This window comes from Amycolatopsis sp. GM8 (assembly GCF_021653975.1).
Classification (GTDB): Bacteria; Actinomycetota; Actinomycetes; order Mycobacteriales; family Pseudonocardiaceae; genus Amycolatopsis_E.
In genome coordinates this window covers 399,518-414,814 of the sequence record NZ_JAJKFK010000005.1, presented here as the reverse complement: position 1 = coordinate 414,814, position 15,297 = coordinate 399,518, and the positions used below count along the sequence as shown (strand labels likewise).

The 15,297-nt window shown below is 69.6% G+C and carries 15 protein-coding genes; 10 read left to right on the top strand and 5 right to left on the bottom strand.

Features of this window, described 5'->3' with window-relative positions:
* Positions 1-9: 9 nt before the first annotated feature.
* Positions 10-1,482 carry an alpha/beta fold hydrolase gene (locus LOZ83_RS25440; protein ID WP_236794170.1) on the bottom strand — a complete coding sequence of 491 codons (1,473 nt, stop codon included), beginning with the start codon at positions 1,480-1,482 and terminating at the stop codon, positions 10-12.
* 22 nt (positions 1,483-1,504) lie between these two features.
* Here LOZ83_RS25440 and LOZ83_RS25435 point away from each other — a divergent pair, with 22 nt between their 5' ends.
* Positions 1,505-2,536 (top strand): serine hydrolase, encoded by a 1,032-nt coding sequence (locus tag LOZ83_RS25435; protein ID WP_236794169.1) that lies wholly within the window; start codon positions 1,505-1,507, stop codon positions 2,534-2,536.
* On the opposite strand, the gene LOZ83_RS25430 is transcribed toward LOZ83_RS25435, so the two are convergent.
* Entirely contained in the window at positions 2,500-3,588 is a 1,089-nt protein-coding gene (locus LOZ83_RS25430) for an FAD-dependent oxidoreductase (RefSeq protein WP_236794168.1), read from the bottom strand. The genes LOZ83_RS25435 and LOZ83_RS25430 overlap by 37 nt on opposite strands.
* Positions 3,589-3,660: 72 nt before the next feature.
* Here LOZ83_RS25430 and LOZ83_RS25425 point away from each other — a divergent pair, with 72 nt between their 5' ends.
* The 3 genes from LOZ83_RS25425 to LOZ83_RS25415 all read left to right on the top strand — a co-directional run bounded on the left by LOZ83_RS25425 (position 3,661) and on the right by LOZ83_RS25415 (position 5,671).
* Positions 3,661-4,092, top strand: a complete 432-nt coding sequence (locus tag LOZ83_RS25425; RefSeq protein ID WP_236794167.1) for a MarR family winged helix-turn-helix transcriptional regulator — start codon at positions 3,661-3,663, stop codon at positions 4,090-4,092.
* Between the two features lie 125 nt (positions 4,093-4,217).
* Positions 4,218-4,937, top strand: coding sequence for a GAF and ANTAR domain-containing protein (locus tag LOZ83_RS25420; protein ID WP_236794166.1), 720 nt, complete (start codon positions 4,218-4,220; stop codon positions 4,935-4,937).
* Positions 4,934-5,671: a GAF and ANTAR domain-containing protein gene (locus LOZ83_RS25415; RefSeq protein WP_236794165.1), complete on the top strand. Its 738-nt coding sequence runs from the start codon at positions 4,934-4,936 to the stop codon at positions 5,669-5,671. The genes LOZ83_RS25420 and LOZ83_RS25415 overlap by 4 nt, the downstream gene beginning before the upstream one ends.
* A 97-nt stretch (positions 5,672-5,768) precedes the next feature.
* On the opposite strand, the gene LOZ83_RS25410 is transcribed toward LOZ83_RS25415, so the two are convergent.
* The gene (locus tag LOZ83_RS25410; RefSeq protein WP_236794164.1) at positions 5,769-6,671 is read right to left on the bottom strand and encodes a hypothetical protein; all 903 of its coding nucleotides are present in this window, start codon (positions 6,669-6,671) and stop codon (positions 5,769-5,771) included.
* Positions 6,672-6,897: 226 nt separating this feature from the next.
* Here LOZ83_RS25410 and LOZ83_RS25405 point away from each other — a divergent pair, with 226 nt between their 5' ends.
* Positions 6,898-7,674: a crotonase/enoyl-CoA hydratase family protein gene (locus LOZ83_RS25405; RefSeq protein ID WP_236794163.1), complete on the top strand. Its 777-nt coding sequence runs from the start codon at positions 6,898-6,900 to the stop codon at positions 7,672-7,674.
* Between the two features lie 332 nt (positions 7,675-8,006).
* Positions 8,007-8,552, top strand: coding sequence for a hypothetical protein (locus LOZ83_RS25400; RefSeq protein ID WP_236794162.1), 546 nt, complete (start codon positions 8,007-8,009; stop codon positions 8,550-8,552).
* Between the two features lie 48 nt (positions 8,553-8,600).
* Here the strand turns inward: LOZ83_RS25400 and LOZ83_RS25395 are convergent, their stop codons facing one another.
* Positions 8,601-9,227 (bottom strand): alpha-ketoglutarate-dependent dioxygenase AlkB, encoded by a 627-nt coding sequence (locus LOZ83_RS25395; RefSeq protein WP_236794161.1) that lies wholly within the window; start codon positions 9,225-9,227, stop codon positions 8,601-8,603.
* A gap of 174 nt (positions 9,228-9,401) precedes the next feature.
* Here LOZ83_RS25395 and LOZ83_RS25390 point away from each other — a divergent pair, with 174 nt between their 5' ends.
* Together LOZ83_RS25390 and LOZ83_RS25385 are read left to right on the top strand one after the other, a co-directional pair.
* On the top strand, positions 9,402-10,769 hold the full coding sequence (locus LOZ83_RS25390) for an FAD-binding oxidoreductase (protein WP_236794160.1): 1,368 nt from the start codon (positions 9,402-9,404) through the stop codon (positions 10,767-10,769).
* 46 nt (positions 10,770-10,815) lie between these two features.
* The gene (locus tag LOZ83_RS25385; protein ID WP_236794159.1) at positions 10,816-12,258 is read left to right on the top strand and encodes an LCP family protein; all 1,443 of its coding nucleotides are present in this window, start codon (positions 10,816-10,818) and stop codon (positions 12,256-12,258) included.
* A 141-nt stretch (positions 12,259-12,399) separates the two neighbouring features.
* Here LOZ83_RS25385 and LOZ83_RS25380 read toward each other — a convergent pair whose 3' ends face one another.
* A complete protein-coding gene (locus LOZ83_RS25380) occupies positions 12,400-13,119 on the bottom strand; it encodes an IclR family transcriptional regulator (protein WP_236794158.1) in 720 nt (239 codons plus the stop codon).
* A 140-nt stretch (positions 13,120-13,259) separates the two neighbouring features.
* Between LOZ83_RS25380 and leuC the strand changes: the two genes are divergently transcribed.
* Both leuC and leuD read left to right on the top strand, forming a co-directional pair.
* Positions 13,260-14,675, top strand: a complete 1,416-nt coding sequence (gene leuC / locus LOZ83_RS25375; RefSeq protein ID WP_236794157.1) for a 3-isopropylmalate dehydratase large subunit — start codon at positions 13,260-13,262, stop codon at positions 14,673-14,675.
* A gap of 14 nt (positions 14,676-14,689) precedes the next feature.
* Positions 14,690-15,292: a 3-isopropylmalate dehydratase small subunit gene (gene leuD, locus LOZ83_RS25370; RefSeq protein ID WP_236794156.1), complete on the top strand. Its 603-nt coding sequence runs from the start codon at positions 14,690-14,692 to the stop codon at positions 15,290-15,292.
* Positions 15,293-15,297 lie beyond the last annotated feature (5 nt).

The window sequence follows — 15,297 nt, the reverse complement described above, 5'->3', positions numbered from 1 at the left end:
CCCGGCCTTTTATTTCGGCGTGCCGGCTGACGCCTGGCGGCGGAATTCGGCGCGCCAGCGGTCCGATTGCTCGATCCGCACCACCGCGAGGCCGTCACCCGCGAAGGCTTCGATCTCTTCGCGGGTGGGCGGCCACGGCGGCCCGCTTTCGTCACCGTCGCCGCGCGAGGCGATGACGAGCAGCGTGCCGCCCGGCGCGACCAGCCGGCGCACGTTCGCCGTCGCGACCGCGCGGTGGGTCCGCGGCATCGCCTGCACGGTGAAGATCTCGGCGACGAGATCGAAGGCGCCGATGAATTCCGTTGGCGGGTCGAGCAGATCGGCCACCCGGTAGTCCACTGTGGATCCCGGATGGCGGCCGCGTGCGGTGTCGACCGCGGTCGGCGAGATGTCGAACGCCGTCGTGGTGAAACCGAGCCTGGCGAGGAACTCGGCGTCCGCACCGAGCCCGCACCCGACGACCACGGCGCGCCCCGGCTCGAAGGTCCGTTCCCCGGCCCAGTCGACGAGTGGGGGAGTGGCGGTGGCGCGGTCCCACGGCATCGGGACCTCGCCCGCGACACCCGCCGAGTACAACCGGTCGAACCAGCCCGTCGGATCGCCGTTCTCGAGCGAGCGCGCCGCGAGCCGGTCTGCCTGCGCGTCCCAGCCGCCGGACGTGTGCCGCAGCACGGCGGGCACCACCGTGTCCCACCACGATCGCGGCGGCAGCTGGTGCCCGACTCCGTTGAGCGGCAACAGTTCCGCGCCCGGGATCGCCCGCGCCAGCGCCTCGGCGTGGCCGTACGGGAACATCGGGTCGGCAGTGCCGTGGATGATCAACGTCGGCAGCTCAATCTCGCCGAGCCGGTCGCGCACCGGCTCGCCGCCTTCGAGGAACGCGTGGTTCTGCGCGCTGGCGAAGTTCTTCGAGCGGGCCACCACCTGTCCGGCGAGCGCCCGTACCTGGTCCTCGTCGAAGTACTCGGGCGTCTCGAAATGCCGTTCCGCGTCGACGAGATACTCGACCACCGCCGCGTCATCGGCCCAGTCCGGCTGCGTGGCCGTCGCGAAGAATTCGGTCACCTCCGCGGACATCGACGGCAGGCCTGGCCCGCCCGCGGTGGTGGACAGCAATGTCAAGGACAGCAACCGGTCCGGGTGGTGCACGGCGAGCTGCTGCGCGACCGTGCCGCCCATCGAGATCCCGGCTACGTGCGCCCGCGCGACGCCGAACGCGTCGAGGATGCCCAGCGCGTCGGCGGCCAGATCCGGGAACCCGTAACCCGGTTTGCCGGGTGGGTAGTGCACCGACTGGCCGGTGTCGCGGCTGTCGTACCGGATGACGAACCGCATGCCCGCGGCGAGCCGGCGGCAGAGGTCCGCGTCCCACCAGTCCATCGCCGCGGCGCCGCCGCCGATCAGCAGGATCGCCGGATCGCGCCGTTCACCGAAGGTCTCGACAGCCAGTTCGACCCCGTTGACGTTGAGTATCTCGGCCATGGGCCGACGATAGTCTCCTCGCATGAGCCTGCACGCGGCCGTGAAACTCGTCGAACAACGAGGCCGCGTCGCGCAGCTGTGCGTACTGCGCGGCGACGAGGTGCTGCTCGACCGGTCGTTCGGCTGCGCGCCGGACGCGCTTTTCTGGATCTTCTCCGCGAGCAAGCCGTACACGGCTGTCCTGGTGCACCTGCTCGCCGAGCGCGGGCAGTTCGACCTCGGCGCGCCGATGGCGAAGTACTGGCCGGAGTTCGCCCGCCGCGGCAAGGACGGCATCACGATCCGGCAGGTGCTGCAGCACCGGTCGGGCCTGGCCACCGGGGGCTCGGCGCTCGGGGACGCGCTCGCGATGACCGACTGGCGGCGCTCGGTTCGCCGCATCGAGCGCGCCCGGCCGCGCTGGCCCGCCGGCGCGGTTCCGGCCTACCAGTTCCTCGCGTTCGGTTTCATGCTCGGCGAACTGGTGCAACGGGTGACCGGCCGCCCCTTTCGCGATGTCCTGTCGACGGAAGTGCTGACCCCGCTCGGCGTCCGCGACACCCATCTCGGCCTGCGCGGCGAGCTGTGGCCGCGGGCCGTGCCGGTGCTCGCGCCCGGTCCGGTCGCCGCGACCCTGAACCGGCCGCCGGCCCGCGCCGCGGTGATTCCGGCGGCCGGGATTTCCACCACCGCGAGGGATCTCGCCGCGTTCTACCGGATGCTGCTGCGCGGCGGTGACGGGATCATCAGCGCCGCGAGCATCGAGCAAGCCCGCATCCCGTCCAGCGACGGCGAAGTCGACCGGTACGTCAGGCTGCCTATCCGGTGGTCACAAGGGTTCCAGCTCGGCGGCCCGCGCGACACGCTCAGCCCGCTGGGGCGGCTGAGCAGCCCGAACACGTTCGGCCACAACGGAAGCAACTGCTGCGTCGCGTGGGCGGACCCGGACCGCGACCTCGTGTACGCCTACCTGACCGACAGCGTGCGCGGGCAGGCCGCCGCCGTCCGCCATCACGCGGCGGTCGCGGACGCCGTTCTTCAGGAATTCCCGGTGAGTCCCAGCAACTCCCGGTAGGCGTCGAGGCGCAGGTGCCTGCCCTTCGCCTCGGCAGTGCCTTCCGGACCGAGGAAACCTCGGTCCTCGGAGTAGGAAGCGCCACCGGCCGGGCCCAGCGGCAACGAGATACCGGGCGGCGGCGGTGTGTAGGAAATCAGCTCGCCGCCGTTCGCGAGCGCGGTGATGTTGGCCGCGACGACGGCGGCGTGCTGGGCGGCGGCCCTGGCCATCTTCGCTTCGGGAAGCGCTGTCAGGTCACCGATCGCGAAGACGTTGTGCTGCCCTGGCAACCGCAGCTGGCCGGTGACCTCGACATGCCCGTCCGGCCGGCGCGCCGCGGCGAGCGCGCCGGAGAGGTAGCCGGTGGCCGGAACGACGCCGTAGCAACGGAACCAGATGTCCGCGGTGAGCTCGCTCCCGTCGCCGGCGAGCACGGTGAACGTCTTGGCCACGGCGAATTCCACCGGCGGCTGCTCGCGCAACGACGTCCCCAGGAGCAGCTGGATGCCGAACTCGTCGAGCTGGCGGCGCAGCTCCGCGCGGAGCTCCCCGGAGAACTGACCGGACAGGATGTCCGGCGCCGGGTCGACGATCGTGATCGACTTTTCCGGCCAGGCGGCCCTGATCTCACCGGCCAGTTCGAGCCCGACCGGGCCGGCGCCGAGCAGCAGCACGCGTTCGGCCGGGGCGAGTGCGGCGTGCGTTTCGCGGATCCGCGCCGTCGCACCGGAACTGTCGGGCGCATCCATCTTCGCCGGGAACGGGTAGCCCGAACCCGTTGCCAGCACGACGAAATCGGGCGTCAGGCGAGCGCCGGACGCCAGGGTGACCCCGGTTTCGTCAACGCTCGTCGCCGTGTCGCGCACGACCCGGCCGCGGGTGAGCAAACGCCGATACGGCAGAAAGATCTGATCGGTCCATTGTGGATCGACGAGCGCCCGCAGGGTGGCGACGGTGTGCACGAAGGTGTCGCGCGGTTCGACGAGGACGACATCGGCGACCGGGTCGAGTGCCTTGGCGACCGCGACGCCGCCATAGCCACCGCCCACGACGGTCACGCTGGGTTCCATGGTCCGCTCCTTAGTTCGTAGTACGAATCAAGTTAGTTCGTACTACGAACTGGAGTCAAGTACACTCGGCGCGTGGAGACGATCGGGTTCGCGGCGGCACTGGTGCGGCTGTCCCATCTCGTGCAGCGCACGTTCACGGAGATGAGCCGCCGGCACGAGCTGACCCCGCAGCAGGCGCAGCTGCTGTGCCTGCTCATCGACGGCCCGGCGCGGATGTCCGAGCTCAGCCACGCGCTGAACCTGGAGAAGTCCAGCATGACCGGGCTCGCCGACCGTGTGCAGCGGCGCGGGCTGATCGCCCGCGTGACCGACGAGCAGGACCGCCGGGCCTGCCTCGTCGAGCTGACCCGGGACGGCGACCGGGTCGCGCGCGCCGTGCACGAGGAAGTCACGGCGGCGCTGGAAGACCTGGCGGCGGAGCTGGAACCGCGGGCACGGGTGGAGCTGATTTCCACCGTGACCCGCCTGATTGCCGATTCGGCGCTCGCGGGGGTCCGGCGTTAGTGCTTGTCCACATCGGACCGCAACCGGTGAAGGCGGTTCAACCTGGGGCTTCTTCCGGACCGGGCACTCAACTCTGGGTATTCTTCAGGCACCTGGTCAGAGAGCCCCGAGGCGGTACGCACGAAATGAACGAGGACAGGGCGGCCAGGATCTGGGCGTCCATCGTCGGTCTCGCGCACCGCGAAGGTGTTCCGATTTCGCTACGTCAGGTATGCCTGGCCTGCGCCGAAGCGACCTCGACCGGTGTCGCGGCATTTCTTTCGACCAGTACCCTGCAAGTGGGGCAACTGGTGTTCGCAACGGACCCAGTCGGCGAGGAGCTGGTAGAGCTGCAGACCACATCGGGAGAAGGTCCCGCGGTCGATGCGGCCGCGGGATTCGAACCGGTGCTCGTACCGGATCTCGCGGACGCACGGAGCCGGGCCCGCTGGCCGGGTTACGTGCCCGACGCCCTTCGTGCGGGGGTGAAAGCGCAGTTCTCCATCCCGCTGCGCATCGGTGCGGTGCGGGTGGGTGCGCTGGACCTCCACCGCCCGGAGCCCGGCGAGCTGGCGCCTGGTCCACTGGCCGACGCGATGATCTGCGCGGACGCCGCGCTGGCGGTCATCCTGGACAGCAGGGCGGGCGGCACCGGCGAGGACGGTTTCCTCGGCCAGGGCGCCGAGTTGCACCAGGCCGCCGGCATGGTGTCCGTCCAGCTCGGGGTCCCGGTAGGAGATGCCATGGTCAGACTGCGCGCACACGCATACGCTCACGGTGAGCGGCTGGGGGAGGTGGCGAGGGCAGTCGTGCAACGTCGTCTCCGGTTCGCCGCCAACGACAAGTCCGAAGGGGAGCACCGATGAGTGTGCCCGACGCTCGGGTGACGAGAACGTTCGTGGAACTCGCGGACACCCTGGTCGCCGACTTCGACCTGATCGAATTCCTGCATCTGCTCACGGTCCGCTGTGTGGAGCTGCTCGCGGTCGACGCGGCCGGGTTACTGCTGGCCAATACGCACGGGGTGCTGAACGTCGTCGCCGCCTCCGGGGAACAGGTGCGCCTGCTCGAGCTCATGCAGCTGCAGAACCACGAGGGCGCGGCGATCGACTGCTATCGCGAGGGGCGCGCCGTGCAGGCCCCGGACCTCGCGAAGGCGCCGCACTGGCCGGTGTTCGCGCAGGCGGCGCAGGAGGCGGGATTCTCGTCGGTGACCGCGCTCCCGATGCGGCTGCGGAACGAGATCGTCGGCGCGGTGAACCTGTTCGCGGGCAAGACGGGTGAGCTCGACGCGGACCAGCTGAGCGTGGGCCAGGCGCTCACCGACATCGCGACGATCGGCATCCTGCACGAGCGCACCCTGCGCCGGCACGAGGTGCTCGTCGAGCAGCTGCAGACGGCGCTGACCAGCCGGATCACGATCGAGCAGGCGAAGGGTGTGCTGGCCGAACGGCTGGGTATCGCGGTGGACGTCGCGTTCACGGCGCTCCGGCTGTACGCCCGCAGCAACCGCCGCCGGCTGGTCGAGGTGGCCACGTCGGTGATCGAACGCCTCCCCGAAGGCGACGAGGTCGTCGCCGCCTACCAACGCACCCGCTGACCACGCGCGTTCGCCCGCCACGTCGCCGTGTTGGCCCGCCGCGTCGGTGAGTTGGCCCGCTGCGTCGGTGAGTTGGCCTCGCACGCGGCGAACACGGCTACTCGGTGTCGGTCGCGCGTTTCGCGGCTGCTTTCGCGGCGCGTTTGGCGGCGGTGACGGCCTTGCGCGCGTCAACGACTTCGGCACGCAGCGCGCGTTCGGCCTCGGTGGCTTCGGCGAGCCGGGCGCGAAATTCGGCGATGTCGTCGGCGGCTTCTGCCACCCGGCGTTCGAGTCCGGCCAGCGCCTGCTCGGCTTCGTCCTGGGCTTTCGCCGCGGCCTCGGCTTCCCGCCGGGCCTGCTCCCGCGCCGCCTTCCGGCGCTCCTCTTCTTCCCGCTCCTTCTGCTCGCGCGCGATCGATTCCTGGTCGAGCACGGCCTTCAGGCGTTCCCGGCCCGGCTCCTGCCGCGGTCGCGGTTTCGGTGGCGCTTTGGGCGGTGCCTTGGTTTCCTTCCGCGGCACGGGTTTCGCGGGCAGGATCGCCGCGGTGAGCCACTGCTCCGGCGAACCCGGCGTCAGCGTGGCGCTCAATCGAGCGGCCCGCACCGCTTCGAGGGCCTGCTCGTCGGACACCGCGGCTTCGAACGTATCCGCGATCTGACGCCCGGTCGTATCGCTGAACGCGTAGCCCGCCTTGCGCGCCAGCCACTGCGCCCGCTTGCTCAGCATTTCGATCAGCTCGTGCCGCCGCCGCGACAGGTCGCGCAGATCCTGTCCCGCGAGCCGCTGGTGCGCCAGGCGCAACGCGTCGCCGAGCTCGGCGAGCTGGTCGATCTCCTCGGGGTTGTTGCGGCTGACCTGGTTCACCAGCCACGCGGAGACGGTCGGCTTGCGCAGCACGGCCAGCCGGTCCACCAGCGCGCGATCCGGCCGCGCCTGCTTGGCCCGCTCGTCGCGCAGCACGGTGAAGTCCTCGCGCTTCGCGGCGTACAGCTCGTCCGACACCACCTCGAAGTCCACCGGGCCCAGTGTGAAGCACGATCGCGCCGGCCGCACCGACGTTCGATTGGCATAGACCATGGCTGCGCGCCGCGATCATCGAGGCCACCCGATCGGGTGATGTTTCGTCGCTGGTGATGGTCGGAGAAACCGCGTGAATCCGGGCCTGGATATCAAGGACGGATAACGAAAGAATTGCGAGTCGGTCGGCGCTATTGAACCGGGAATAGCCACTATGGTGACGGACATGAGCGAAGCGGTGCGGGCGGAGCGGCGCGGTCCGGTGTACACGGTGATCCTGCATCGCCCCGACGCGCGCAATGCGGTCGACGGCCCGACCGCCGCCGCGCTGCTGCGTGCCTTCGAGGAGTTCGACCGTGACCCGGACGCCTCGGTCGCGGTGTTGTGGGGCGAGGGCGGCACGTTCTGCGCCGGCGCGGATCTCAAGGCGGTCGGCACGGAGCGGATGAACCGGCTCGCACCCGACGGGCCCGGCCCGATGGGGCCGACGCGGCTGCGCCTGGGCAAGCCGGTGATCGCCGCCGTCGCCGGGCACGCGGTCGCGGGTGGTCTCGAACTGGCCCTGTGGTGCGACCTGCGGGTAGTCGCGGAGGATGCGGTCTTCGGCGTGTTCTGCCGGCGCTGGGGAGTCCCGCTGATCGACGGCGGCACGGTCCGGCTGCCCCGGCTCATCGGCACCAGCCAGGCGATGGACCTCGTGCTGACCGGACGTCCCGTCGAGGCGGCCGAGGCGCTGCGGATGGGGCTCGCGAACCGGGTCGTGCCGAAGGGGCGGGAGCGGGCGGCCGCGGAGGAGTTGGCCGCGGAGATCGCCCGGTTCCCGCAGACCTGCCTGCGCCAGGACAGGCTGTCCGTGCTCGAGCAGCACGGGCTGACCGAAGAATCGGCGATATCCGGAGAATGGCGCCACGGAATGGTGTCATTCGAATCGGACGCGGCCGCCGGTGCGAGTCGTTTCGCGGCCGGGGCCGGACGCGGTGGATCCTTTTTCGATATCGAATAGTTCATCGGTTCGAATTGATGGTACAGGCCTCGTCGGTCACTATCCGTGATCATGGGCCGACATACTTTCGGACGATGTTGTCACCGCCCGTGCTCGTGCCAGCATGGGTGCACGGGATCGATCTTTCCCGCGCGGGCACGGCAAACCGGGCTGTGATCGGCCGCTCAAAGCGGTCTTGGTCTCGTTCACGAGCCAATTCGCGGCCGGTGCGGCAAAGTGGATATCGCCAAGTGTGTTCACCACATAGCTGGGAAAGGGGGACTCTGACAGTGAACGGACCATTCGGGCGTATAGCCCGACTCTGGCGCCGTATCCACCTTGGTCGTAATCCGTTGGCCAGACGATCCGACCGGGTCGAAGCCGCGATGCTGATCGTCGTTGTCCTGGGGTTGTTGACAGCGCTTCCACTGTCCGGGCTGATCGGTTCCACCACTTACCGCGGCCAGCTCGCCGTCTCGGTCGAGCAGCAGGCCACGCGCCATCTCGCCACCGCGACCCTCGTCGAAAACGCGCCGTCGCCGGTGCCCGCCACCGATGGTGCGTACCTGGGCGCCAACGGCGGTACGACCGGGGTGCAGGCGCGCTGGACCCTGCCCGGCGGCGCCGAGCAGGTCGGCATGGTCAACGCCGATCCGGGTGCCACCGCGGGCACGCGGGTTCCGGTGTGGCTGTCGGACACCGGCAACGTCGTACCGGCGCCGATGACGGCGTCCGACGCGGTGACGACGAGCATCCTCGCCGCGATGTTCTCGTGGATCGTGGCCGCGCTGGGGCTCGCGGCGTTGTACTGGGTCGTCCGGCTGATCCTGGATCGCCGCCGTGCCGTGCACTGGGACCGCGAGTGGCTGCACGCCGGGGACCGCTGGGCCCGCTCGTAAGGCAGAAGTGGCGGAGCCGCTTGCTGTGGCTGTGCGACAGTCTCCAGTTCAGCGGACGCCGCGGGGGCGGAACTGAATGCTGATGCGCGGCCCGACCGGCTTGCCGGTCTTGGGGATCGCGTGTTCCCAGGTGCGCTGGCACGAGCCGCCCATCACGATCAGGTCGCCGGGCCCCAGTGCCCGGCGAATGGCCTGTCCGCCGCCGCGGGGCCGCAACGCCAGGCTCCGCGCGGCGCCGATCGACAGGATCGCCACCATCGTGTCCTCGCGTGAGCCGCGGCCGATCGTGTCGCCGTGCCACGCCACGCTGTCCCGGCCGTCGCGATACAGGCACAGGCCCGCGGTGCGGAACGGCTCGCGGAGCTCGTCCGCGTAATGCCGGCTGAGCGCCTCGCGGGCCTCGTTCAGCGCCGGGTCGGGCAGCTCGTCGTCCTCGTCGTAGAAGCTGAGCAGCCGCGGCACGTCGACCACGCGGTCGTACATCCGGCGCCGTTCGGCGCGCCACGGCACATGTTCGCTCAGGCGCTCGAACAGCGTGTCGGCGCCGGCGAGCCAGCCGGGCAGGACGTCGATCCACGCGCCGTCGGTCAACGGCGTCCGGCGCACGGCTGACAGCGGCTGGAGCGACGTCTCCCCGGCCGCTCCGAACAGGGAGCCCTGCAGTCCCATGGTCATGCCGCGAGTGTACACCGCGTTCGAACACCTGTTTGAACGCTTCGCGGGCCGGTGGACAAAGAATCATGGACAACGCTCCGGTCCGGCCATCGGATTACCCACCGTCCACACCGGAAGGTCGTGAGGACTTCCTACCCTGGAAAGGTTTCCGTCCGGCGGTGTGTGCTGGGTCACATGACCACTTCGATGGAATCCCTACGCGCGCGGGTGCACGGCGCGGTGATCGAGCGCGGCGACGAAACCTACGACGAGGCAAGGAAGGTGTACAACGCGATGATCGACCGCCGGCCGCGGGTCATCGTGCGGCCGGCGAACGCCGGTGATGTCAGCGCCGCGGTGAACTTCGCGCGGGACAACGACTTGGAGCTCGCCATCCGCGGGGGCGCGCACAGCGTGCCCGGTTTCGGCACGGTCGACGAAGGCGTGGTGATCGACTTCGTGTCGATGCGGGGCGTCCGGGTGGATCCGGTGAGCCGCACCGCCCGCGCCGAAGGTGGCGCCACGTGGGCCGACTTCAACGCCGCCACCGGCGCCTTCGGGCTCGCGACGACCGGCGGCATCATCTCGACCACCGGTGTTTCCGGGCTGACCCTGGGCGGTGGCATCGGATATCTCGCCCGTGGTGCCGGACTTTCCTGTGACAACCTGATCTCCGCGGACGTGGTGACCGCCGACGGCCGGTTCCTCGTCGCGAACGAGCACGAGAACGCCGACCTGTTCTGGGCGCTGCGCGGCGGCGGCGGGAACTTCGGCGTCGTGGTGTCGATGGAGTTCCGGCTGCATCCGGTCGGCGAGATCTACGGCGGGCCGATGCTGTTCGAACTGGACGCGGCCACGGATCTGCTGCGCTTCTACCGCGAGTTCATCGCCGACGCACCCGAACAGTTCGGCGGTTTCCCGGCGTTCCAGATCGCGCCGCCGCTGCCGTTCATCCCGGAAAACCGGGTGGGCGAGCCGTTCGCGTTGTTCGTCGCATGCTGGTCTGGTCCACTCTCGGAAGCCGAGCAGGCGCTCAAACCCTTGCGGGAGGTGGCCCCCACGGTCGCCGAGCACGTCGGGCCGATGCCGTACCCCGCGCTGAACGCCGCTTTCGACGGCCTGGTGCCGCCGGGACTGCAGCACTACTGGAAGGCGAACTTCGTCACCGAGCTGACCGACGAGGCGATCGCCGCGCACCTCCAGCACGGCCCACGGCTGCCGGCGCTGAACTCGACGGTGCACATCTATCCCATCAACGGCGCCTGCCATCGCGTGGCGCCCGACGCGACCGCCTTCGCCTATCGCGACGCGAACTTCGCCACCGTGATCGCCGGCATGTGGCCCGACGCCGCGCAGAACGTCGAGAACATCAAGTGGGTGCGCGACTACTACGACGCGACCGCGCCGCTGTCGGAGGAGGGCGGCTACGTCAACTTCATGGCCGGCGACGACCAAGATCGCGTCCGCGCGAACTACCGCGACAACTATGATCGGCTCGTCGAGGTAAAGAAACGTTATGACCCCGACAATCTTTTCCACCTGAACCAGAACATCAAGCCATAGCGGCGCTTCACGGTATCCGCATACGCGAGGTGATTTGCTCTTCAGGATGAGCAAGTCCCGTTCCGCGCACGTCACGGGCAGAACCGTGGTGGCTTTGGCGTCCGTTCTGGTGTTCGGTGCCACGGCCCTGGGCTGGGCCCAGGTGCACCGGCTCACGTCCGGACTGTCCACAGCCGACGTGATCGACCCCGGCGCGAACAGCTTCGCGGGCGAACAGAACATCCTGCTCGTCGGTCTCGACACGAGGACCGACGCGCAGGGCAACCCGCTGCCCCAGGACCTGCTCGACCAGTTGCACGCCGGCGACCAGAGCGACGGCGGCGACAACACCGACACGATGATCCTGATCCACATCCCCGCGGGCGGCGCGAACGCCGTCGCGTTCTCGATCCCGCGGGACTCGTACGTCCAGCTGGCCGGCGGATACGGCAAGCACAAGATCAACTCGGCGTACACCTACGCTCAGGTGGCAGCCGTGACCTCGTTGCGCGCGCAGGGAGTGAGCGGTCCACAGCTGAACGTCCAGGCGGCACAGGCGGGGGCGAAGAACGCGATCCAGACCGTCGAAGCGCTGACCGGCCTGACGGTGAACCACTTCGCGGCGGTGAACCTGGTGGGGTTCTACGACATCAGCCAGGCGGTCGGGGGTGTTCCGGTGTGCCTCAACGCACCCGTGCGCGATCCCTACTCCGGCGCGGACTTCCCGGCGGGACAGCAGACGATCTCCGGTGCGCAGGCGCTCGCGTTCGTGCGCCAGCGGCATGGGCTGCCGAACGGCGACCTGGACCGGATCCGGCGGCAGCAGGCGTTCCTGGCGAGCATGGCGCACACCGTGCTGTCCGCCGGCACACTGACGAACCCCGGCAAGCTGAGCGGTCTGATCGACGCACTCGAGAAGAGCGTCACCCTCGACCAGGGCTGGGATGTCTTCTCCTTCGCGCAGCAGCTGCAGAATCTCAGCGGCGGGAAGATCCAGTTCCAGACCATCCCGGTTGGTAATGTCAGCCTGCAGACTCCGGACGGGGACGCGATCCAGGTCGACCCGGCGCAGGTCAAGGCGTTCGTGCGGCAGGCGACCGGCGAGGCCGCACCGTCCACAGTGGCCCCGACGACGAGTGTCGAGGCGAGTACGGGTGTGATCGTCGATGTGGACAACGCCACCGGCATCGACGGGCTCGCCGGGCGCGTTTCGGCTCAGCTGGGCGGGCTCGGGTTCACCGCCGGCGATGTCGCGACCGTGTCGTCGCGGCACACCACCGTGGTCGACTACGCGACCGGTGACCGGGCGGATGCCGAAAAGGTGGCGGGGTTCCTCGGCAACGGCGTGCGCACGGTCGCGGACTCCGCGTTGCGGCACGGGCACGTTCGCGTGTACCTCGGCACCGACTACACCGGCCCTGGCGCCACTCCCACCTCAAGCGCCCCGCCACCGCCCGCTGCTCCCGCGACCCCGGTGATCACCGCCGGCAACACCAACTGCGTGAACTGACCGTCGAACTCGCCGTCCCTGATGTACGACTCGTCGTCCTGAACGTCGGACTCGCGTGGGCCCCCGCGAGTCCGACGCTCAAGACAGCGAGTCCGACGTTCGCGACGGTGAGTCCGACGTTCGGCGAGGTGTCTACTGTGGTCAGAGGCGTTCTTGGAGGGCTTCCGCGGCGGCCAGGAGGTCGGCCGCCCAGCGGGCGCCCGGTTTGCGGCCGATCCGTTCCACCGGGCCGGATACCGACACCGCCGCGACGACCGAACCCGCGGAATCCCGCACCGGCGCGGAAACGCTCGCTACCCCCGGCTCGCGTTCGGCGACGCTTTGTGCCCAGCCGCGGCGCCGCACCTCCAGCAGGGTCCGTTCCCCGAACACCGCGTCTGCCAGGATCGCCCGCTGCGTATGCGGATCCGCCCACGCCGCCAGGACTTTCGCCCCCGAACCCGCGGTCATCGGCAGCCGGCTGCCGACGGGCACCGTGTCGCGCAGCCCACTGCTGGGCTCCGACGTGGCGACACAGATCCGCTGCACCCCGTCGCGCCGGTACAGCTGAACGCTTTCCCCGGTGATGTCCCGCAGCTTCGGCAGGATCGAACCGGCCGCGTCGAGCAGCGGATCCGTGGTGCCGCCGGCGAGTTCCGCCAATGCGGTGCCGGGCCGCCACCGCCCGTCGGGCCCGCGGCGCAGCAGCCGGTGCACCTCGAGGCCGACGGCGAGCCGGTGCGCGGTCGCGCGCGGCAAACCCGTGCGGCTGCACAGTTCCGCCAGCCCGCACGGATCTTCGGCGACGGCCTGCAGCACGGCGACGGCCTTGTCGAGAACACCGATACCGCTGTGTTGGTTGGAAGGGCTATGCTGTCCCACGAAGCGATACTAACTTCCCGAACTATGGGAAGTCCACAATCTGGGATACATCGGACCCGAGCTGCCCGACGCCGCGGCTCGACCCGCGGGCCGTAGATCGAGTTCCTTTGCTCCCAACAACCTCATTGGGAGGAGCGCAGATGACCGCGTCACGGCCCCGCACGCTGGCCGAGAAGGTCTGGGAGGCGCACACGGTGCGCCGCGGTGAAGGCGCCGAGCCCGACCTGCTCTACATCGACCTGCATCTGGTGCACGAAGTCACCAGCCCGCAGGCGTTCGACGGCCTGCGGCTGGCCGGCCGCAAGGTCCGCAGGCCCGATCTCACCATCGCCACCGAGGACCACAACGTCCCCACGGTCGACATCGACCTGCCGATCGCCGACCCGGTGTCGCGGACCCAGGTCGACACCCTTCGCCGCAACTGCAAGGAGTTCGGCATCCGGCTGCACCCGATGGGCGATGCCGAGCAGGGGATCGTGCACGTCATCGGCCCGCAGCTCGGCCTGACCCAGCCGGGAACCACCGTGGTGTGCGGGGACAGTCACACCTCCACGCACGGCGCGTTCGGCGCGATGGCGTTCGGTATCGGCACTTCCGAGGTCGAACACGTGCTGGCCACCCAGACGCTCCCGCTGCGTCCATTCAAGACGATGGCGATCAACGTCGACGGCGTCCTCGGCGAGTCCGTCACCGCCAAGGACATCATCCTCGCGGTCATCGCGAAGATCGGCACCGGCGGCGGCCAGGGTTACGTCCTGGAGTACCGCGGCAGCGCGATCCGCGCGCTGTCGATGGAAGCCCGGATGACCGTCTGCAACATGTCCATCGAAGCGGGTGCGCGCGCCGGCATGATCGCGCCGGACGAGATCACCTACGCCTACCTGAAGGACCGTCCGCACGCGCCGAAGGGCGCCGACTGGGACGCCGCCGTCGCGAACTGGAACGAGCTGCGCACCGACGAAGGCGCCGAGTTCGACGCCGAAGTACACCTCGACGCCGCCGCGCTGACCCCGTTCGTCACCTGGGGCACCAACCCCGGGCAAGGGCTTCCGCTGGGCGAGAACGTGCCGGACCCGGAGGCGATCGCGGACGAGAACGAGCGTATCGCCGCGGAGAAGGCGCTGTCCTATATGGACCTGAAGCCGGGCACACCGCTGCGGGAGATCACTGTCGACACCGTGTTCCTCGGCTCCTGTACCAACGGCCGGATCGAGGACCTGCGGGCCGCCGCGGGAGTGCTGGCGGGCCGCAAGGTGGCCGGTGGCGTGCGGATGCTCGTGGTGCCGGGCTCGATGCGGGTGCGCGCGGCGGCCGAAGCCGAGGGGCTGGACAAGGTCTTCGCCGACGCCGGCGCGGAGTGGCGCCAGGCGGGTTGCTCGATGTGCCTTGGTATGAACCCGGACCAGCTGCAGCCGGGTGAGCGCAGCGCGTCGACCTCCAACCGCAACTTCGAGGGCCGCCAGGGCAAGGGCGGCCGCACGCACCTCGTCTCGCCGCTCGTCGCGGCCGCCACGGCCGTCCGCGGCACCCTGTCCAGCCCCGAAGACCTGAACTGAAGGAGCCGCCCACCATGGAGCCGTTCAAGACGCACACCGGCATCGGGGTCCCGCTGCGCCGGTCCAACGTGGACACTGACCAGATCATCCCGGCCGTCTACCTGAAGCGGGTCAGCCGTACCGGTTTCGAGGACGGACTGTTCGCCGCCTGGCGCGGAGACGAGACGTTCATCCTCAATCAGGAGCCCTTCAGGGCGGGAAGTGTGCTGGTCGCGGGCCCGGACTTCGGCACTGGATCCTCGCGCGAACACGCTGTCTGGGCATTGCAGGACCACGGGTTCCGGGTCGTGATCTCCGCCCGGTTCGCGGATATCTTCCGTGGCAACGCGGGCAAGGGCGGCCTGCTGGCGGCCCAGTGCGAGCAGCAGGATGTCGAGCAGCTGTGGAAGATCCTCGAGAACGAGCCGGGGACGGAGGTCTCGGTGGACCTCGAGGAGAAGACCGTGCGGGCCAAGGACTTCGTCGCGGGCTTCGCGATCGACGACTACACCCGCTGGCGGTTGCTCGAAGGTCTCGATGACATCGCTCTCACCCTGCGGCATGCCGAAGAGATCGACACCTTCGAGTCGCAGCGTCCCAACTGGAAGCCGGTGACCATCCCCGCGGCTACTTCATAGCTACA

Bases quoted from the DNA above. Each gene is read 5' to 3' on its own strand.
- LOZ83_RS25440 (WP_236794170.1), bottom strand. From the start codon at position 1,482: ATGGCCGAGATACTCAACGTCAACGGGGTCGAACTGGCTGTCGAGACC.
- LOZ83_RS25435 (WP_236794169.1), top strand. From the start codon at position 1,505: ATGAGCCTGCACGCGGCCGTGAAACTCGTCGAACAACGAGGCCGCGTC.
- LOZ83_RS25430 (WP_236794168.1), bottom strand. From the start codon at position 3,588: ATGGAACCCAGCGTGACCGTCGTGGGCGGTGGCTATGGCGGCGTCGCG.
- LOZ83_RS25420 (WP_236794166.1), top strand. From the start codon at position 4,218: ATGAACGAGGACAGGGCGGCCAGGATCTGGGCGTCCATCGTCGGTCTC.
- LOZ83_RS25415 (WP_236794165.1), top strand. From the start codon at position 4,934: ATGAGTGTGCCCGACGCTCGGGTGACGAGAACGTTCGTGGAACTCGCG.
- LOZ83_RS25405 (WP_236794163.1), top strand. From the start codon at position 6,898: ATGAGCGAAGCGGTGCGGGCGGAGCGGCGCGGTCCGGTGTACACGGTG.
- LOZ83_RS25395 (WP_236794161.1), bottom strand. From the start codon at position 9,227: ATGACCATGGGACTGCAGGGCTCCCTGTTCGGAGCGGCCGGGGAGACG.
- LOZ83_RS25390 (WP_236794160.1), top strand. From the start codon at position 9,402: ATGACCACTTCGATGGAATCCCTACGCGCGCGGGTGCACGGCGCGGTG.
- LOZ83_RS25385 (WP_236794159.1), top strand. From the start codon at position 10,816: ATGAGCAAGTCCCGTTCCGCGCACGTCACGGGCAGAACCGTGGTGGCT.
- leuC (WP_236794157.1), top strand. From the start codon at position 13,260: ATGACCGCGTCACGGCCCCGCACGCTGGCCGAGAAGGTCTGGGAGGCG.
- leuD (WP_236794156.1), top strand. From the start codon at position 14,690: ATGGAGCCGTTCAAGACGCACACCGGCATCGGGGTCCCGCTGCGCCGG.